Origin of the sequence: Streptomyces resistomycificus (assembly GCF_001514265.1) — a bacterium.
Lineage (GTDB): Bacteria > Actinomycetota > Actinomycetes > Streptomycetales > Streptomycetaceae > Streptomyces > Streptomyces resistomycificus.
This window is the reverse complement of sequence record NZ_KQ948989.1, coordinates 856,166-874,564: the sequence shown is the minus strand read 5'-3', so window position 1 is coordinate 874,564 and position 18,399 is coordinate 856,166. Positions and strand designations below refer to the sequence as shown.

The window sequence follows — 18,399 nt, the reverse complement described above, 5'->3', positions numbered from 1 at the left end:
CGATGACCACTGCGCACTCCTTCACCCGCCACGACATCACCTTCCCCTCCGGCGACAGCACCTGTGCCGGATGGCTCTACCTCCCGACCGGCGTCACCTCCCCGCCCGTCGTCATCCTCGGGCACGGCCTCGGCGCCACCCGCGAGATGCGCCTGGACGCCTTCGCCGAGCGTTTCGCTCAAGCCGGCATCGCCGCCGTGGCCTTCACCTACCGGCACTTCGGCGACAGCGGCGGCCACCCGCGCCAGCTCCTGTCGATCAAGCGTCAGCTCGCCGACTGGGACGCCGCCCTCGCCTACGTCAAGGCCCGCCCCGACGTCGACCGCTCCCGCATCGCGGTGTGGGGCAGCTCCTTCGGCGGAGGCCACGCCATCACCGTCGCCTCTCGGCATCCCGAACTGCGCGCGGCCGTGTCCCAGTGCCCGTTCACCGATGGTCTCGCCTCCGCGCTCGCGCTCGGCCCGGTCGCCTCGCTCAGGATGACCCCCGTGCTCGCTCGGGACATGGCGGCCAGAGTGCGCGGCAAGGCGCCCGCGATGGTTCCCATCGCCTCCGCCCCCGGTTCGCCGGCCCTCATGAACGCTCCGGACGCCCTGCCCGGATATCAGGCGCTGCAACCGGCGGGGACGACGTTCCGCAACGAGGTGGCGGCACGGGTCATTCCGACCATCGCCACCTACCGGCCTGGGCGTGCGGCGAAGAAGGTCGCCATGCCGATCCTCTTCTGCGTCAGCAACACCGACTCCGTCACGCCTCCCGCCCAGACCCTCCGGTACGCGCGCACCGCACCCCGGGGAGAGATCAAGAGGTACGACGCCGGCCACTTCGACTTCTACACCGGCGAGACCTTCGAGACCCTGGTCCGCGACCAGATCGAGTTCCTCACCCGGCAGCTGCGCCCCGCGCCGGCATCGACTCCTTGACCGGATCGCACAACACCGAGACAGGTACGCCCGCCATGAACTTCGCTTCACTGCCCGACCGTCGCGCCGCTCACGACCCCGATGGGGCAGCGGTCTCGGACGGGCGCCAGTCACTCACCAACACTCAGTTGCTGGACCGCGTCCGTGCGGCAGCGCGTCAGCTCCAGGACCTCGGCATCGGTCCCGGCGATGTCGTGGCCCTCAAGCTGACGAACCGCATCGAGTTCGTGCTGCTGTTGTTCGCCGCCTGGCGGATCGGCGCCACCGTCACGCCGGTCAACCCGAGCATGACCGACGTCGAGGTGGACCGACAGGTCAAGGACTCCGGTGCGCGTCTGCTGGTGGTCGAAGACCACGCGGCGCCCGTCACGGACGGTACTGCCGTACTCGCCGTCGGCGCACTGGCCAAGGAAGGCGTGAGTTCGGATCACGCACCGCATGTGGACTCGTCCGCGCTGGCTCTTCTCATATACACCAGCGGCACCACCGGGGTGCCCAAGGGCGTGATGCTGGACCACGCCAACATCGACGCCATGACCGAGATGGGCCGTCTGTCCCTGGACATCGGGCCAGCCGACCGGTGCCTGCTGATCCTGCCGCTCTTCCACGTCAACGGCATCGTGGTCAGCATTCTCACGCCTCTTCTCGCGGGGGCGAGCGTCGTCATCGCGGGCCGCCGTTTCGACCCACACAGCTTCTTCGACCTCGTCGAGCAGGAGCGCCCCACCTTCTTCAGCGCCGTGCCGACGATCTACGGCATGCTCGCTGCGCTCCCGGACGACGTGCGGCCCGACACATCGTCGCTGCGGTTCGGAGTCTGTGGCGCCGCACCTGCCTCCGCCGAGCTGCTGAACCGGTTCGAAGCCCGGTACGGGTTCCCTCTTGTCGAGGGGTACGGCCTGTCCGAAGGAACCTGCGGGTCCACCGTCAACCCCGTCGCGGGCCCCCGACGTGCCGGCACCGTGGGACTTCCCTTCCCCGGCCAGGAGATCCGGATCGTCGACGCCGAAGGTACCGAGGTGGGGCCGGGCACGGACGGTGAGGTCCTCGTGAAGGGCCCCAACGTCATGCGTGGCTATCTCGGCCGCCCCGAGGAAACGGCCAGAGTCATCGTCGACGGCTGGTTGCACACGGGCGATGTGGGTCACCTCGACGCCGAGGGCTATCTGACCCTGGTCGGGCGCTCGAAGGACATGATCATCCGTGGTGGGGAGAACATCTACCCCAAGGAGATCGAGGACGTCCTCACCGGCGACCCGTCGGTGCTCGAAGCCGCCGTGATCGGCGTACCCGACGAGAAGTGGGGAGAGGTGGTCGTGGCCTACATACAGCCGCGACCAGGCGTGACCGTCGATCTGACGACGCTGCGGGAGCTCTGTGCGCGCAGCCTCACCGGCTTCAAGCGTCCGACCGGGTTCTTCGTGGTAGAGGCCATAGCGAAGAACGCGGTCGGGAAGATCGACAAAGTCTCCTTGCGCGCTGCCCACGTCGCGGCTTCCTGAGATTCACCGCGCGCCGAGCCTGGATGCCCAGGCAGCGCATATCCGTCAGCGCGGCGCCGCGGGGCACGCTTCGGCGGGTGTCCCGGTCTCGACCAGGATCTGACTGAGTGGCGGCCCAACCGGAAGCAACTGGGCCGCCCCTCGGTTCGGGAGGCTCTCGGACGACTTGCCCCGGCCGGCCAGTGAGGCTGTGGACCCGCAGGGGCGCCGTTCTCGTCACGGTGGCAGGGGCACCGACGAGCCTCGTCGGCCAGGAACGACCGCAAATGGCGCAGCAGCGCCTCCGGTTGCTCTTCCGGGACGAAGTGGCCGCACTCCGGGATTTCTGCTCCGGTGACGTCGTCCGCGCAGGCGCGCCAGATCTCCAGCGTCGGCAGGCGGGAGGGCAGCCCTGCGGAACCCCAGAGCGCCAGTACCGGCATGGTGAGGCGGTGGCCCTCGGCGGCGTCGATGTCGTCGAGGGCGCCGTCCTGCTCCATGGCGCGGTAGTCGTCGAAACTCGCGCGCATGGCACCCGGGCGGGGCCGTACTCGCGGTCTCGACGGCCGACTGCCCTCCTCCAGCGACGTCGTGCTGCACACCCGGCGGACGGCGTCCTGCGCTTCAATGACGCCCGACGGCAACTGAGATCAGGCCGGCCACACGGCATCCTCCTGGCACGATCACGCGGGGCCGACGACGCGACGGCAGGGGCGAGAGATGCTCGCCGCGCCGGGCGGAACAACATCGACGGCTCGCGCGTCTCGACGCCCATGACGGACACGGGAGTTGTCCAACGGCGCCCTCTGCTCCGACCCCGAATCCGAGGGCTGCCGACTGCCGCGGCAGTCTACGGAGCCCCGTGCCCCGCGTGCCTTGTTGTCGCGCCTGCCGCCCAGGCGGTGTCGAGGTGATCACTCTCGGTCGCCCGCACAGCGCCGCCGCGCCCCCGCAGCCAGAGGTGATCCCGATCTACCTGAGTTTACTTTTCTATACTCAGCCAGTAGCGTCACGACCAGCACATCAATCTGGCTGCAACACGCGGGACGTGGGCGTGGCAGCAACCTGCGAAGGAGCACCACCATGGGAGCAAGCCCAGAGGCACGGCAGTTCGCCCAGTTCCTCGAGAGCGTGAGCGCGAAGTCCTCGACGCCGGGCCTCGACCTGGCCATCGTCCGCGACATCGTCGACTCGAACCACAAGGCGTCGACCGAGCCGGAAGGCGTCACGTACGCCGAGGTGGACGCGGGCGGCGTCCCCGCCCTCTGGGCCATCCCCGAGGGAGCCGATCCCGACCGGGCTCTGCTCCACTTCCACTTCGGCGGGTCGGTCACCGCCTCGATGCACTCGGACCGCAAGGCTGCGGGCCACATCGCGAAGGCGGCCGGTGCCCGCTCCCTCGTCGTGGACTTCCGCCTGGCACCCGAACACCCTTACCCGGCGCAGCTCGACGACGCCGAGACGGCGTACCGGTGGCTGCTCTCGCAGGGCTATGAGCCGCGGAACATCGGCAGCACGGGCCATTCGATCGGCGGCACCCTCGCGGTGATGCTCCCGCTGCGCCTGCTCGCGCAGGGGGAGGCGACCCCGGGCGCGATCGTCAGCGTCTCGCCGTGGACCGACCTCACCATCCAGAACGCGTCGGTGGACGAGAACGAAGACAACGACAAGATGCTCAGCAGGAACACTCTTGAGCTCTTCCGTGGAGCCTGGCTCCAGGAGCCCGGAGTGGACTTCGCCGATCCGAAGATCAGCCTCGTGAACGCCGATCTGACCGGCCTGCCTCCCACGATCGTCCTCTACGGCGAGTACGAGACCCTCGCCGACGACGGCGCCCAACTGGGCCGTCGCCTCAAGGACTTCAAGGTCACCTCCGAGGTCCACCCGCTGCCCGAGGGACAGCACTCGTTCGTCCTGGGCGCGGGGCGCGTACCCGAGGTGGACGAGGCGATCCAGCAGATGGGTCAGTGGCTCCGCAAGCACCTCGGCGCGTGAGCTGAAGCCACACCGGGCGGAGCGGCCTTTCGGCCGGACCGCCGCACCACCGCCATGCCGGTGACCGGTCCGCCGGTCGCCGGCATCCTGCTCGACCATGTCGGCCGGCATGCGGTACTTGTGTCCGACACGGTTCCGCACACAGCCACACGACCGTCCCTTGATGCCACAAAGGAGTGCGCGATGGGAACGTACGAGGATGTCTTCCGCGCCAGTAACGAGGACCCTGAGAGCTTCTGGCTGAAGGCGGCGGAGGGCATCGACTGGGATGTCACCCCACGACGCGCCCTGGACTCCTCGGGCGCCCCCTTCCACCGCTGGTTTCCCGACGGTCGGCTCAACGTCTGTTTCAACGCGGTCGACCGGCACGTCGAGGCCGGCCGCGGTGAACAGGCTGCGCTCATCTATGACTCACCGGTGACCGACACCCGGCGCACCTACACCTATGTGCAGCTGAGGGCCGAGGTGGCGGCTTTCGCTGGAGCACTCGCGCGGCTCGGTGTCGGGCACGGCGACCGTGTGGTGATCTACATGCCGATGGTCCCCGAGGCCGTTGTCGCGATGCTGGCCTGCGCACGTATCGGCGCGGTGCACTCGGTCGTCTTCGGCGGGTTCGCCCCGCGCGAACTCGCGCTGCGCATCGATGACGCGGCCCCCAAGGTGGTCGTCTCCGCCTCCTGCGGCATCGAGGGCAAGCGTGTCATCGCGTACAAGCCCCTGCTCGACGAGGCGATCGAGCTCGCGGCCCACAAGCCGGAGAAGAGCGTGATTTTGCAACGCCCGCAGGAGACGGCCGAGTTGGGGCCTCACGATCTCGACTGGGCCGACCTGGTGGCTGCCGCGCCGCCGGCCGACTGTGTTCCCGTCCCCGCAACCGACCCCCTCTACATCCTCTACACCTCCGGAACCACCGGAAAGCCCAAGGGAGTCGTGCGTGACTGCGGCGGTTACGCGGTCGCCCTCCACTGGTCGATGGGGGCCGTCTACGACGTGGGGCCGGGCGAGACGATGTTCACCGGCTCCGATGTCGGCTGGGTCGTCGGGCACTCGTACATCGTCTACGCGCCACTGCTGGTCGGCGCGACGACGGTGCTGTACGAGGGCAAGCCGGTGGGCACCCCGGACGCGGGCCAGTTCTGGCGCGTCGCCGCCGAGTACGGGGTCAAGACCATGTTCACGGCACCCACCGCGTTCCGGGCGATCAGGAAGGAGGACCCGCAGGGAACTCTCACCGCGGGCTACGACCTGACCGGTCTGCGCCACCTCTTCCTCGCCGGCGAGCGCCTCGATCCCGAGACCTACCACTGGGCGAGCGATCTCCTGGGCATCCCGGTGATCGACCACTGGTGGCAGACCGAGACCGGCTGGCCCATCGTCGCCAACCCGGTGGGCATCGAGGCGGCTCCCCTCAAACCCGGGTCTCCCACCCGCCCGCTGCCAGGATGGGACGTCCGGGTCCTCGACGCCTCGGGTGAGCCGGTGCCCGCAGGCGTCGACGGCGCGATCGTCGTGCGGCTCCCGCTGCCGCCCGGCGCGCTGCCCACGCTCTGGCAGGACGACGACCGGTACGTCGCCTCCTACCTCTCCGCCTACACGGGCTACTACCTGACCGGCGACAGCGGTCACATCGACGACGACGGCTACGTCTTCGTCATGGGCCGCACCGATGACGTCATCAACGTCGCCGGACACCGCCTGTCAACCGGCAGCATGGAAGAGGCCCTGGCCGCTCATCCCGACGTCGCCGAATGCGCCGTCATCGGCGTCGCCGACGCCCTGAAGGGGCAGGTACCGCGCGGCTTCGTCGTCCTGAAAGCCGACGTCGACCGCGAACCAGGCGAGGTCGAGGCCGAACTCGTCCAGCTCGTGCGCGAGCGCATCGGTGCCGTCGCCTCCCTCAAGGACGTCGCGGTAGTAGCCGCCCTGCCCAAGACCCGCTCGGGAAAGATCCTCCGCAAGACGATGCGCGGCATCGCCGACGGGCACGACGAACCCATCCCCTCCACAGTGGACGACCCCGGCGTCATCGAGGCCCTGCGCCCTGTTCTCCGCCGCGCTGGCCACACCCCGTGATCGACTGTCGCCTTCCCTGGCTGACGGTGGGCGGGCGCGCCACTGCGGATGATCCTTCAGCCCGCCCTGACGTGCGAAGTCTCCGACGCCAGCAGCACCGCCCCGCACCTGCGCCGTGCCCGAGTCTTCGACGAGGGCGGCCGCGGCCGCCTGCTCCTCGTCGCCCCAGCTCACCGAACACTGAGGCACACGGCACAACCGCGAGGGCAAGGTCATCTGGGCGCGGAGCAGGCGATTCCAGCTTCCGTTGCAGAACCCTCATCCGCTCTGGCGTGAGGTTCTTGCGCGAGCTGCGCCACAAGGCTTCGTAACCCACCCGGGGACCCCACTTGCGACGGCCCGCCCGACTACATAGTATTACGATCGTAATTTGATAGTCCCGACGCCGGCTCGCCCGGCGGGGGTAGGGCGGGTGCGTCTTCGGGCCCAGGAGCAGAAGAGCCCGGTGCCCACGTCCACGCGGCGTCCGCCCCCGCCCCTTTCGCAACCCTCACCCATCACCCATCAGAGGAATCCCCCATGCTCAACGCCTTGTGGAACCCGACCGTCGTCGGAGAGATCGCCCTCCCGCACCGGCTGGCCATGGCCCCCCTGACCCGCAGCAGGGCCACCCCGGACGGCGTACCGACCGAGCTGAACGCCGAGTACTACGCCCAGCGCGCCTCGCACGCGCTCATCATCACCGAGGGCACCCAGCCCTCCGCCGACGGCCAGGGCTACCCGGTGACCCCGGGTATCTACACCGAGGAACACATAGCCGGCTGGCGCAAGGTCACCGACGCCGTACACAAGGCCGACGGACGCATCGTCATCCAGCTGATGCACACCGGGCGCATCTCCCACCCGGACAACACCCCCCACCACCGGCAGCCGGTGGCACCCTCCGCGATCAAGCCGGCCGGCCAGATGTTCACTCCGTCCGGGCTCCAGGAGATGCCGGAGCCGCGCGAGCTGTCCACCGAGGAGGTCGCCGCGACGGTCGACGACTTCCGGAGCGCCGCCGCGGCCGCCATCGCGGCCGGCGCCGACGGCGTCGAGATCCACGGGGCCAACGGCTACCTGGTCAACCAGTTCCTCTTCCCCAGCGCCAACCAGCGCACGGATCAGTACGGGGGCTCCCTCGACAACCGCATCCGTTTCGCTGTGGAGGTCGCCACGGCCGTGGCCGACGAGATCGGCGCCGGCCGCACCGGCATCCGGATCTCTCCCGGCAACCCCTTCAAGCTCAACGACCTCGCGGAGAGCGACCCGCACGAGCTCTACCCGCACCTCCTGCGCGCCCTTGCCCCCCTCAACCTCGCCTACCTGCACATCGGCCACGGCGGCGACGAGGAACTCCTCTTCACCCTCCGCAAGTTGTGGCCGACCACGCTGATCCTCAACCGGGCCGGTGCCGACATCGCCACCCGCGCCAAGGACGTCGAAGAAGGTCTGGCCGACGTCGTCACCGTCGGGACCATGGCCCTCGCCAATCCCGACCTCGTCGAGCGCGTACGCGCCGGCGCCCCTCTGAACACCCCCGACCCCGCCACCTTCTACGGCGGTGGCGCGGCCGGCTACACCGACTACCCCACCCACGCCGCCTGACGAAGAGCACAGCGCCCGAAGGAATCATGCCCTTCGGTCGTCTGGGCACGACTGCGGCGCACGGCGGCCGGCGACCCGAGGAGTCATCGGGCTGCCACCGACGTGCGCCGCAGTCGTTTCACCTCGCACTCCGGCGTTCTGCGCCGAGATCGAGGGAGTCCGGCATCACGACCCAGACCGATACCGGTCGCCGCCGAGGCTCACCTCTGCGAGGGAGGCACCGGGAAGAGCATGCAGCTGCTGGTGGCGTGGGCGAGCAGACGGTCTTTCGCGTCGACCAACTGCGCCTGAGCGAGGGCGGTTTGACGGCCCTTGTTGACGACCGTACCGATGGCGCGCACCGTGCCCGTGTCCACGGTGATCCGTCGCAGGAACTTCACCGTGAGGTCGAGCGAGGTGTACGCAACACCCTGGGGAAGGGTCGACTGGACTGCGCAACCAGCCGCCGAGTCGAGCAAGGTGGCAAAGATGCCGCCGTGCACGCTGCCGATCGGGTTGTAGTGCTCCTCACCCGGTGTCAAGGAGAAGACCGCCCTGCCGGGCTCCACCTCGCTCAGAGTGAAGTCGATGGAGTAGTTGATGGGCGGCCCCGGCAGTCGCCCCGCCTGCAACTCACGCAGGAAGTCGATGCCGGCCATGCGTCCGGCGGCTTCCGCCAGGATCGCGGGATCTTCCCATTGATACGTACGCGTTCGTCCCACGACCGGGCACCTTCCGTCTGACTTTTGAAAACGAAGCTAGTTTCCCGCTCGCCTGACTGTCAATGACGAAGCCAGAACCTTACGATGGCGGGATGGAGTGGCTTGAGGCGAGCACGGAGAACTGCCCCGTCCAGCGCACGCTCGACGTGGTCGGAGAGAAATGGACGTTGCTGATCCTGCGTGACGCCGTCAACGGAGTCCGCCGCTTCGACGACTTCCACCGCCACATCGGCCTGTCCGAAGCCGTCCTCAGCGACCGCCTCCGGAAGCTGATCGCGGCCGGCGTCCTGAAGACCGTTCCCTACCAGGAGCCGGGCAGCCGCTCCCGCAACGAGTACCGCCTGACCCGCAAGGGCTGGGATCTGTGGCCTGTCCTGATGGCGCTGAGCCAGTGGGGCGAGGCGTACGCCCTCGGCCCCGAGGGGCCCGTACTGGACATCCGTCACACCGACTGCGACGCCCCGGTCCGCGTCATTGTCGAGTGTTCCGCGGAGCACTCCACCCTTACCGCCTCGGAAGTCACCGCCCGACTCGGACCCGGTGCCCGCGTCCGGACGTGAGCACGCCGGTCATGCGGACGCCGGACATGGGCACGCCGGTCATGGTATTACGCGCGTCAGGCCATGGATTACCCTTGAGTGCGAAGCATCGGCCTTACGGAGCGAACGGAGGAAGCTCGTGGTGCGCTACGCCAAGGAGCACAAGCAGGTGACGCGGCGACGCATCATCGAGAAGGCCGGCCACCGGTTCAAGCAGGACGGCATCGACGGCTCGGGCATCTCCACGCTGATGGCGGACGCGGGGCTCACCAACGGAGCCTTCTACGCCCACTTCGCGTCCAAGGACGACCTCGTCACCCATGTCGTGGCCGAGGAACTGCACACGCAGGTCGCGAGGTACGGCACCCTGCGACCCGGCCGCCCGGGACTCGAGGACCTCATTCGCGAGTACCTGTCCCCCGAGCACCGGGACCACCCCGGCCTCGGATGCCCCTCCGCCGCCCTTCTCGACGAGATCGGCCGCTGCGAGGACGGGACCAGGCAGGCCTACAGCGACGGCGCGCGGGCCATCCTGGAGGAGATCTCCGCCCGCCTGACACCCGAGGACCCGCGGTCCGCTCAGGCCAAGGCCATCGGCCTCTTCACCATGCTGGTGGGGACGTTGCAGCTGTCCCGCGCCCTGTCCGACCAGAAGCGCGCCGACGAGGTCCTTGAGCTGGGGATCGAGAACGCTCTCGCGTTCATGGGGTGAGGCGGAAGGCGAGGTCGCGTCAGTGAACGGGCGCCTCGAGCCGCTCACCCAAAGGGCGCCACGACCCTGAGGCACGCCCTCGGGGCCGGTGTGGTCAGGCGGCGAGGAAGTCGGCCACCTGCCTGGTGAAGGCCTTGGCGTACTGGAACAGGAACGCGTGGCCGGCACCGGTGTAGAGCACGAAGAGTGGCGTGCACCGGCACGACCAGGTCACACAGCGGCGGGTGCCGACCCATGCCTCGTTCCGATCACCCAGGCGTCCACCTCGCCGAGCACTGAGGCTGCGCTGACCGGCCCAATTGAATTACGTTCATAATACTGTGTACGGGGACGAAGGGACGCAAGCGAGCCTCACAGCCGGCCATACTCCGCGACGCGTGATGAACACCCCCGAGCGAGGGGGTGCCGCGCCACCCGGCACGACACCTCGCCACCGAACGGGCAGTCACTGGAGCCTCGGATCTATTGAAGTACGATCGGAATACAATCATGACGAGGGCGCCCCAAGAGCAAGCAGCCCCTCCGACGAGCAGAGGAGCGCGCGGTGCGCTACGGGAAAGAGCACAAGCAGGCGACCCGGCAGCGGATCATCGAGGCGGCCGGACGCCGGTTCAAGCGGGACGGCATCGACGGCTCGGGCATCTCGACGCTCATGACGGACGCGGGGCTGACCAACGGCGCCTTCTACACCCACTTCACATCCAAGGACGACCTCGTCGCCACCGCGATCGCCGACCAATTGCAGGCGCAGAACGCGAGCATCGTCGCGCAGGCGGAACCCGGCCGCGCAGGACTCGAGCAGATCGTGCGCTGGTACCTGTCCGCCCAGCATCGCGACAGCTCCGACGACGGCTGCCCCTCCGCCGCCCTGCTCGACGAAATCCGGCGCTGCGCAGACCCGACCAAGCGGGCTTACACCGACGGCGTACTGATGGTCATCGACGGCATCGCCGCCCGCCTGGCACCCGACGATCCCCTCTCGGTCCGCACCAAGGCGCTCGGCGCCTACGCCATGATGGCCGGGACACTCCAGCTCTCCCGAGCCCTCACCGACCGGCAGCTTGCCGACGAACTGCTCGAACAGGGCATCCACAACGCCTTCGCCCTGCTGGGCGTGGAACACGGGCACTCCAGACCCGCGATGTGACACACCCGATCTCGCCGCCCGTAACGCAATCCGAGCAAATCCACAGATCCGCCTGACCACGGTCCCACGAAGAGTCGAGGACCCCGAGGCACTGCGTGAGCTTGTGCTCTGCGCCTGGATCTTCCTTGGCCGCCGACAGCCATTCGGCCCGGACTTGGGTCAAGCCGTCGTCCACGAGTCCTCATCCCCGCCACTCAAGTCGGCGTGAAGATCCCCGTCTCCTCAGACGGTGACGTCGGGCAGATCCGCACCACCACACGCTTGATCGCCCCGGGCATCGGCTGCATGTGGTGCAACGGCCTCATCGACCCGACCGAACTCGCCATCGAGATGCAGCCCGAGACCGACCACCGCCGTATCCGACTCGGGCTCCGTCTAGTCATTGTGGTTGTCCTGGAGCCTGTGGCGACGTTCCTGTTCGCGCTTGGAGTAGGCGGCTGCCCGGATCGCGTCGTCGCTCTCCAAGCCCGATCCCAGCGCGCCGCCCACTGTGGCGACCGAAGCGACGAACCAGGACAGCGTCAAGTACTCCTCGGCGTTCAGTGGGGTTCGTGTCACGGCCGCGAACGCTTGGTCGTTGAGGATGAACAGCGCCCACACCCAGTTGATGACCATCAAACCCACGTAGCAGACGAGCACGCCGATACCCACGGTCACGACCGTCGAGGCGTTGTACAGCCGCGCCCTCTGCCTCGCCTCCGGAGAGCTCTCTGTTGCTCGATGCCACAGCTCCGCGTCTATGATCAGCCAGCCGATCATGATCGCGACAGATCCGACCGTGGCAATCACGAGGCGTGGCGTGCTGAGGGACGCGGCCAGGGTCCAGACGGTGGAGTTCACGGTGGCGACTGCTCCCGTGGCGAGTGCGGCCGCCAGGGCTTTCGACAAGCCCGGCACCAACCGCCACGGCCGGTTGGCGCGGACCATACCGGCGAGCACCCGCAGGTAACCGCGCGGCCCGCTGACGACGTACCGAAGATCGTCGGTCTCCTTCTCATCGGTTTGGCGCGGATAAGAAGGGGCGAGACGATTGACGGAGGGCCCCGGAAGCGGCTGACTTCGCGGAGTTCCTTCAGCCCCATTGGTTTGCGGACTGGCCATGCCGAGCACGGCTTCTTCGACGGCCCGCCGGGCTCTTGTCTGCAGCCGCAGGCCCCCCAGTGAAGGAAGAGAGAGCAGCGCCAAGCCGCGTTCGTGATTCAGATTCACAGCGAGCTTGCGCCCGTGAGAGTGCAGCGGAAGGTCGGTGAGGGCCACGACGATGTCCCAGTTCTCCGCACTCCCACGGTCCATGATCCTGCGCATCAAGGTGGGCGGGTCCTCTGTCCCCGAGGTGAAGGGCTCACTGACCACCTCGACGTCGAACCGTCGTGCCTGACCTGACTTGTCGGTGAGCCGATCAGGAAGTGTCCGGGCCATGCGCTGCGCGATCTCCGTCGGCGCGTCCGGATCCGCCAGGAGAGCCACGACCGTAACGCCCTGAGACGACACCTGCATGAACGGACCCTCCTCGTCGGCTGCCCCGCCGATCCCGAGTGCCCACAGACGCCGCCGCGGTAACGTCCACGCCACGTGACACGCCGGCCTCCGCCTGCGGGTGCAGTACGGCCGGATCTCCCGGGCATCGCCCTGGTACGCACCGCACGCCGCGCCACCCGCCACCCCGCTTCGGTATCCGCCCGGGAGCCGGAATCCCCGCAAAGCCCTGCCACGCGGGAGAATCCAGAACGCCTTGGGGGGCAAAGCGCCACGTCCCGCCCGGCGCCGGGGCAGCTGGTGGGCGGGATGGGCCGCGTCAACCGGTCCTGGCTGCTGCTCACCGGCTCTCCCGAGCGCTCTCTGGCCGTGCTTTCGGTCCGCACGCCCGTCCGACAACCCGGGCAGGCGGACGCATGGGCCTGGCAGGGCAATACAGGGAGGTTGATTGGGCCCGGCATGCGCATGCGTTCGCGCGCCCCCGTCGGCCAGGCTGACTGTGAAGCCCAGGGGCCGGGAGCCACCCGGCCCCCGCAGCCGGAGGTTGCCGTCATGACCGTGATGTCCATCGCCAGGTTCGAGAGGTTCTTCCGTGCGGCCGCAGGGCTGGACGTCGACAAGAACGATCTCAAGCGCTACAGCGACTTCGTCGATGCCAAGCTCTACGATCTGCTGACCGTCGCCCAGGCCACTGCCAAGGCCGACCGGCGCGACATCATCCGGACATCTGACCTGCCGATCACGAAAGGCCTGCAGGAGAGCATTCACCACTTCCGGAAGATCGACCAGGAAGTCGAACTCAAGCCGATCCTGGAACAGCTCGCCACCCATCCCGCCCTGGACCGCACGCCCGATGAGGAGACCGAGGCGGCCTATCCGGACATCATCGGCGGACTCAGCCTGGCCCTTGCTCAGAGCTTCAAGATCCTCCACCCCGACCTGAAAAATCCCCAGACCCAGCACTGGGACGAGGCTCGGGCCGTCTTCGACCTCCTGCTGTGAGCGGCGACCGGAACAGGCGGTGAAGGCCACGGCCGAACAGCGTCAGTGCGTTCTGCTTGCTCGGCTGCCGCAACGACGTGCTCCAGCTCGAGAGTCGGGGAGCTCGGATTGTGACGGCCCGTCCTCGAAGGGATCATCGAAGGCATGGACAGGAACGTGTCCGTCGGGTCCGGGGAGCGGCTGCTGGATGAGCTGGTCAGGGCGGCCCAGCCGGCATCACCTGCGGAACTGCCCGTGGTCCTGAACCGGTATACCGAGGCCATGGGCCTGGGCAGGGCCGTCATCTATCTGGTCGACATCCAGCAAAGACTGCTGGTGCCGTTCGTCGAAGGCGAGCCGGAACTTGAGCTCGACACGTCGCTGGCCGGATGGGCCTACCGCACCGACTCCCCCCGAGTGGAAGAAGCGCCCTCCGGAGACCTGAACGTGTGGCTGCCCCTGGCCGACGGAGCAGAGCGGCTGGGCGTCATGGAGCTGAACATGAGCACCCTGGACGGGCTCAAGCTACGGCGCTGCCGAACGGCGGCGCTTCTCCTCGCGCTGATCATCACGTCCAAGCGCGCCTACAGTGACACCATCGCGCAGCGCATGCGTACCCGGCCGATGCACCTGCCCACGGAGATGGTGAGGGCCTTTCTCCCTCCCCGGTCGATCGGCACCGGACGGGTCGTGTCGACGGCGGTTCTGGAGCCTGCGTACGAACTGGGCGGCGATGCTTTCGACCACGCGTTCACCGAGGACGTTCTGCACGCCGCAGTACTCGACGGCATGGGACACGATCTGGCGTCCGGACTTGCCACCTCTGTCGCCATGGCAGGCTGCCGTAACGCCCGGCGCAGCGGGGCAGACCTGAACGAACTCGTGGGCACCATGGACGATGCGTTGGCGAAGTGGCTTCCGGATCAGTTCTGCACGGGTGTCTTCACCCAGTTGCACAAGCCCACCGGTGTGCTGCGCTGGTGCAATTGCGGCCACCCGCCTCCGTTGCTCATACGTCGCCACCGCCTGCTCCACAATGCCTTGGAGCGGCCACCTGAGCCGCCTTTGGGTCTGCCCGCCACTCTCGCCGGGACCGCCCGTCAAGTGCACGACGTCAGCCTCGAACCCGGTGACCGAATACTGCTCTACTCGGACGGCGTCGTGGAATCACGCGACGAGGCGGGCGAGGAGTTCGGCCTGGAGCGCTTCACCGACTACGTCATCCGGTCGACCGCAGCAGGGCAGAGCGCCCCGGAAGTGCTGCGCCTGCTCATCCATGCCATCCTCGAGCATCAGCACAACGAACTCAGCGACGACGCCACGATCTTGATGCTCGAGTGGCAGCCCCCTGATCCGTGAACCGCCCGCGACCTGGTACTGCCGCGGCCGGGGCGTCGCAGGCCTGATCGGCGCGTCGGACCGCACTCATGACCTCCTCCACCGGGGTCACGGCAGGAGCGCGGCAAACGAGTTCGGCACCCGGATTCGAGGTTCCGCTGACGATGGTCGGCAGTTAGGCGCCGAACGTACGGCCATCTCGACCGGGAGACGATCCCGAAGCGGGTGCAGCACGGCCACAGTTGCCGCTTACGGCTGCCTACGCCGTTCACGAGCTCAGTCCGCGAGGTCGGCCTTTCCGAACAGGACCGCGTAACTGGAGGGGAGTTGGCTGATGATCTGATTCAGTTCTCCGCCAGTCACAGCGTCGGCCACGGTGGTCAGGATTGCGCTGGCGTCCCACTGTGCCGTACGCGGCCGGGCACCCGTGCGCTCGGCGACCCGGCGGTAGAACTCTTCGATCCCGAAGCTCTGCGCCTGCTGGGGCGTTGCATGGTTCAGAACCTGTCCCAGCGGGCCGGGCATCTGGGATGCGAGGTCCTTGACCTCTCCCGGGCTGATCCGTTGGGCCAGCACTTCCAGCACGGCGTTGGTGACATCCGCGGCTTCGTCCTGGTCCTTGTATTCGCCTCGCTCGCGTACGTGGGCGAGGAATCCGTCGTATTTCATCGCTGACTCCTTCTGCGCCGGTCATCGCTGGTCATGGGGGTCGCCCGGTGCGCTGTCGGACCGGCCGGGTGCTCTCGCCATGAGGGCGACGCGATGCTCTGGCACTGCGCGCGTGGGTGCGGAGCAGCGGGAAGCAAGCGATATCCGACGGCCCAGGACGCCGAGCGTTACGCACGGGCATTCGACCGCGAGGACCAGACGGACATGGGCCGACGAGCCCCGCTGGGTCTGCTCCCCCTTCCGCTGCTGCGCGCCTGGCGTCTGCGGCGCCGAAAAGAAGCCGGCGGCGAGCCACATGCCGAGTCTCCGCCGCCGTGAGGGGCTGGGATACGGGACGTCGTTCATGAGTCACCCCGGATGTCGGGCCTCGCCGGCCCGGCCGCGGTGCCGGACGGGGGTCCGGAACCGCGGCGTTCGCGTCTCAACCGCTGCTCCCGGTGCTTTCACTCGTCTCGCTGATCTCGACGTGCCGGGGCTTTGCGACCTCGGCCTCGGGGACGGTGATGGTGAGCACCCCCTCCGACGTCTGCGCATTGATCTTTTCGGTGTCGACCTCTCCGGGCAGCCGCAGCCGGTCCGCTCATCCCGCTGAGCAGTTGATCGAACTCCGTCAGCGGATTGCGTGCCCAGCCAAGCGGCCTGGCCTGCATTGCGGCACCCCGCTGGTACCGGACGGGCGTAGTCATTACCGTCGCCTCACTCTCCTTCTCGTGATGTCGTCTCTCTTGAAGTCATCCGAGCCAAGCGGACTCCCTCGGGCGGGTGTGCGGGAAGCTGTCGGTGCCGCCGGGCGCGGCCGTGTGGCCCAGGTAGCGGTGCACGAAGTGGATGCTCATCGCGCCTTCGCCGACCGCGGAGGCCACGCGTTTCACCGAGCCGCTGCGGACGTCTCCGGCGGCGAATACGCCAGGCAGGCTGGTCTCCGACGTCAGGCAGTCGCGGCCCTGGCTCTGCCACAGCCCGGGGACGGAACAGGCCTGCGCCTCCGCCCCGGTGAGCACGAAGCCGCGCGCGTCGAGGGCGAGCGCGTCGGACAGCCACTCGGTGTGGGGCTCGGCGCCGGTGAAGACGAACAGGGCGCGCACCGCGAGGTGCCGATGCTCGCCCGTACGGTGGTCGACCACGGTGACCGCCTCCAGCACCTTGTCGCCGAGTGCCTCGGTCGTCTCGGTGTGCAGCAGCACGCGCACCCGCGGGTGGCGCTCGACCTGATCGATCAGGTAGCGGGACATGTGTGCCTCGAGGCTCGGTCCACGGACGAGCAGATACACCTGCGGTGCGTACCCGGCCAGGAAGAGCACGGCCTGGCCCGCGGAGTTGCCTCCGCCGACGACGGCCACCGGGTCGGTGCGGCACTGCTGGGCCTCGTAGACGGTCGCCGAGTAGTGGACGCTCGTTCCCTCCAGGCGTTCGATGCCGGGCACCTGGAGGCGGCGGTAGCGAGCGCCGGTGGCCAGGACGATGCTACGGGCGGTGATCTCGCTGCCGTCGGCGAACCCGACGGCGTAGTGCCCGTCCCGCGGTTCGAGCCGGGCCGCCTCCGCCGGGACGCTGATCCTGGCGCCGAACTTGTCGGCCTGGAGCACAGCGCGTTCGGTGAGTTCGGCGCCGGAGATGCCGGAGGGGAAGCCGAGCAGATTCTCGATGCGGGACGACGTGGCGGCCTGGCCGCCGCTGGCCATGGCCTCGACCACGGTCGTGTCCAGGCCCTCCGAGGCGGCGTTCACCGCGGCGGCGAGACCCGCGGGTCCGGAGCCGACGATCAGGAGATCGCCGTGATGGTTTCCGGCAGGCAGCGACGGCAGGCCCATGAGCCGGGCCAGTTCCGCGTTGCTGGGGTTGCGCAACAAAGTGGTGTCCCGCCAGATGACGAGCGGTGTCTCCTCCGGGCCGACGCCGAAGCGGCGCAGCAGTTCCTCGGCCTCCTCGTCGGTCTCCAGATCGATCCAGCGGTGCGGCAGCCGGTTGCGGGCGGCGAACTCGCGCAGCCGCCGGGTGTCAGGCGAATAGCGCGAGCCGATGATGCGGAAACCGGCGCCCTGCCCGACGAGCAGGGCACGGCGGCCCAGGCAGGCGCGCAGCACCACATCGCCGAGGACGGAGTCCCGGGTAACCAGGTCACGCAGCTGATCCATGGACAGGGCGAGTGCCTCACCGGGGTCCCTGACCACGGCGGTGTAGAAGGCCACCTGCCCGTTCAGGAGGCCGAGTTCGCCGATGAAGCGGCCGGGGCCGTGCACACGCAGCAGACGTTCGTCGGGCGTGCCGTAGCCCTCGACGATGGCGACCGAGCCACTGAGGACGACGTAGAACGTCTCGCACCGCTCCCCTTCCCGGATCAGCACGTCACCGGCGTGGACCGCGCGCCGCCGGCCATGCTGCGCCAGGCGGGCCATCTGGTCGTCCGGCAGGCGGGGATAGGCGCCGTAGATGTCGGCGGTCTCGAAGGGGACGCTCTCCTCCGCCTCGTCCGGCACGGGCGCCGGGCCTGGTCGCGTCTCGTCGCGGGCCATCACACGAGCGCCTCGTGGACGAAGCACCACCGCCAGTCCTCGCCGGGCTCCAGCGACGCCACGATCGGATGGCCGTCGGCGGCGGCGTGACGGCGCGCGTGCCGGTTCGGAGAGGAATCGCAGCAGCCGACGTGGCCGCAGGTCAGGCAGAGCCTGAGGTGGACCCATGGAGAGCCGAGCAGCAGACACTCCTGACACCCTTCGGGGGTCCGTGGCTGGACCGGCCGCACGAGCGCGAGGTGGGGGTCTGTTCGTACGGTCATG

General features: G+C 68.6%; 16 protein-coding genes. 10 read left to right on the top strand and 6 right to left on the bottom strand.

Features of this window, described 5'->3' with window-relative positions; all coding sequences use genetic code 11:
• Positions 1-2: 2 nt before the first annotated feature.
• The 5 genes from AQJ84_RS08860 (at position 3) to AQJ84_RS08840 (ending at position 8,059) form a co-directional block, all read left to right on the top strand.
• Entirely contained in the window at positions 3-923 is a 921-nt protein-coding gene (locus AQJ84_RS08860) for an alpha/beta hydrolase (RefSeq protein WP_030039818.1), read from the top strand.
• A 35-nt stretch (positions 924-958) separates the two neighbouring features.
• The gene (locus tag AQJ84_RS08855) at positions 959-2,425 is read left to right on the top strand and encodes a class I adenylate-forming enzyme family protein (RefSeq protein WP_030039819.1); all 1,467 of its coding nucleotides are present in this window, start codon (positions 959-961) and stop codon (positions 2,423-2,425) included.
• Positions 2,426-3,487: 1,062 nt separating this feature from the next.
• Entirely contained in the window at positions 3,488-4,399 is a 912-nt protein-coding gene (locus AQJ84_RS08850; protein ID WP_030039820.1) for an alpha/beta hydrolase, read from the top strand.
• 183 nt (positions 4,400-4,582) lie between these two features.
• Entirely contained in the window at positions 4,583-6,472 is a 1,890-nt protein-coding gene (locus AQJ84_RS08845) for a propionyl-CoA synthetase (RefSeq protein ID WP_030039821.1), read from the top strand.
• A 519-nt stretch (positions 6,473-6,991) separates the two neighbouring features.
• Positions 6,992-8,059, top strand: a complete 1,068-nt coding sequence (locus tag AQJ84_RS08840; protein WP_030039822.1) for an alkene reductase — start codon at positions 6,992-6,994, stop codon at positions 8,057-8,059.
• Positions 8,060-8,259: 200 nt separating this feature from the next.
• Here the strand turns inward: AQJ84_RS08840 and AQJ84_RS08835 are convergent, their stop codons facing one another.
• Positions 8,260-8,760: a PaaI family thioesterase gene (locus AQJ84_RS08835; RefSeq protein WP_030039823.1), complete on the bottom strand. Its 501-nt coding sequence runs from the start codon at positions 8,758-8,760 to the stop codon at positions 8,260-8,262.
• Positions 8,761-8,852: 92 nt separating this feature from the next.
• Here AQJ84_RS08835 and AQJ84_RS08830 point away from each other — a divergent pair, with 92 nt between their 5' ends.
• The 3 genes from AQJ84_RS08830 to AQJ84_RS08820 all read left to right on the top strand — a co-directional run bounded on the left by AQJ84_RS08830 (position 8,853) and on the right by AQJ84_RS08820 (position 11,158).
• Complete coding sequence (locus AQJ84_RS08830; protein ID WP_030039824.1) at positions 8,853-9,320, top strand: winged helix-turn-helix transcriptional regulator; 468 nt, start codon at positions 8,853-8,855, stop codon at positions 9,318-9,320.
• A gap of 118 nt (positions 9,321-9,438) precedes the next feature.
• The gene (locus AQJ84_RS08825) at positions 9,439-10,011 is read left to right on the top strand and encodes a TetR/AcrR family transcriptional regulator (RefSeq protein WP_030039825.1); all 573 of its coding nucleotides are present in this window, start codon (positions 9,439-9,441) and stop codon (positions 10,009-10,011) included.
• Between the two features lie 544 nt (positions 10,012-10,555).
• Positions 10,556-11,158 (top strand): TetR/AcrR family transcriptional regulator, encoded by a 603-nt coding sequence (locus tag AQJ84_RS08820; RefSeq protein WP_030039826.1) that lies wholly within the window; start codon positions 10,556-10,558, stop codon positions 11,156-11,158.
• Positions 11,159-11,533: 375 nt separating this feature from the next.
• On the opposite strand, the gene AQJ84_RS08815 is transcribed toward AQJ84_RS08820, so the two are convergent.
• Complete coding sequence (locus tag AQJ84_RS08815) at positions 11,534-12,655, bottom strand: hypothetical protein (RefSeq protein WP_030039827.1); 1,122 nt, start codon at positions 12,653-12,655, stop codon at positions 11,534-11,536.
• Positions 12,656-12,943: 288 nt separating this feature from the next.
• Between AQJ84_RS08815 and AQJ84_RS43995 the strand changes: the two genes are divergently transcribed.
• The gene (locus AQJ84_RS43995; protein ID WP_225877196.1) at positions 12,944-13,636 is read left to right on the top strand and encodes a DUF1931 family protein; all 693 of its coding nucleotides are present in this window, start codon (positions 12,944-12,946) and stop codon (positions 13,634-13,636) included.
• 144 nt (positions 13,637-13,780) lie between these two features.
• A complete protein-coding gene (locus tag AQJ84_RS08805) occupies positions 13,781-14,974 on the top strand; it encodes a PP2C family protein-serine/threonine phosphatase (protein ID WP_030039829.1) in 1,194 nt (397 codons plus the stop codon).
• Positions 14,975-15,229: 255 nt separating this feature from the next.
• Here the strand turns inward: AQJ84_RS08805 and AQJ84_RS08800 are convergent, their stop codons facing one another.
• The 4 genes from AQJ84_RS08800 to AQJ84_RS08790 form a co-directional block, all read right to left on the bottom strand.
• Positions 15,230-15,622: a DUF2267 domain-containing protein gene (locus tag AQJ84_RS08800; protein ID WP_030039830.1), complete on the bottom strand. Its 393-nt coding sequence runs from the start codon at positions 15,620-15,622 to the stop codon at positions 15,230-15,232.
• Positions 15,623-16,043: 421 nt separating this feature from the next.
• The gene (locus AQJ84_RS43990; RefSeq protein WP_259294264.1) at positions 16,044-16,160 is read right to left on the bottom strand and encodes a hypothetical protein; all 117 of its coding nucleotides are present in this window, start codon (positions 16,158-16,160) and stop codon (positions 16,044-16,046) included.
• 193 nt (positions 16,161-16,353) lie between these two features.
• On the bottom strand, positions 16,354-18,135 hold the full coding sequence (locus tag AQJ84_RS08795; RefSeq protein ID WP_030039831.1) for an FAD-dependent oxidoreductase: 1,782 nt from the start codon (positions 18,133-18,135) through the stop codon (positions 16,354-16,356).
• Positions 18,135-18,398 (bottom strand): UBP-type zinc finger domain-containing protein, encoded by a 264-nt coding sequence (locus AQJ84_RS08790; protein WP_030039832.1) that lies wholly within the window; start codon positions 18,396-18,398, stop codon positions 18,135-18,137. Before AQJ84_RS08790 ends, AQJ84_RS08795 begins: the two co-directional genes overlap by 1 nt.
• Position 18,399 lies beyond the last annotated feature (1 nt).

Bases quoted from the DNA above. Each gene is read 5' to 3' on its own strand.
- AQJ84_RS08860 (WP_030039818.1), top strand. From the start codon at position 3: ATGACCACTGCGCACTCCTTCACCCGCCACGACATCACCTTCCCCTCC.
- AQJ84_RS08855 (WP_030039819.1), top strand. From the start codon at position 959: ATGAACTTCGCTTCACTGCCCGACCGTCGCGCCGCTCACGACCCCGAT.
- AQJ84_RS08850 (WP_030039820.1), top strand. From the start codon at position 3,488: ATGGGAGCAAGCCCAGAGGCACGGCAGTTCGCCCAGTTCCTCGAGAGC.
- AQJ84_RS08845 (WP_030039821.1), top strand. From the start codon at position 4,583: ATGGGAACGTACGAGGATGTCTTCCGCGCCAGTAACGAGGACCCTGAG.
- AQJ84_RS08840 (WP_030039822.1), top strand. From the start codon at position 6,992: ATGCTCAACGCCTTGTGGAACCCGACCGTCGTCGGAGAGATCGCCCTC.
- AQJ84_RS08830 (WP_030039824.1), top strand. From the start codon at position 8,853: ATGGAGTGGCTTGAGGCGAGCACGGAGAACTGCCCCGTCCAGCGCACG.
- AQJ84_RS08815 (WP_030039827.1), bottom strand. From the start codon at position 12,655: ATGCAGGTGTCGTCTCAGGGCGTTACGGTCGTGGCTCTCCTGGCGGAT.
- AQJ84_RS43995 (WP_225877196.1), top strand. From the start codon at position 12,944: ATGGGCCGCGTCAACCGGTCCTGGCTGCTGCTCACCGGCTCTCCCGAG.
- AQJ84_RS08805 (WP_030039829.1), top strand. From the start codon at position 13,781: ATGGACAGGAACGTGTCCGTCGGGTCCGGGGAGCGGCTGCTGGATGAG.
- AQJ84_RS08800 (WP_030039830.1), bottom strand. From the start codon at position 15,622: ATGAAATACGACGGATTCCTCGCCCACGTACGCGAGCGAGGCGAATAC.
- AQJ84_RS08795 (WP_030039831.1), bottom strand. From the start codon at position 18,135: ATGGCCCGCGACGAGACGCGACCAGGCCCGGCGCCCGTGCCGGACGAG.
- AQJ84_RS08790 (WP_030039832.1), bottom strand. From the start codon at position 18,398: ATGACCGTACGAACAGACCCCCACCTCGCGCTCGTGCGGCCGGTCCAG.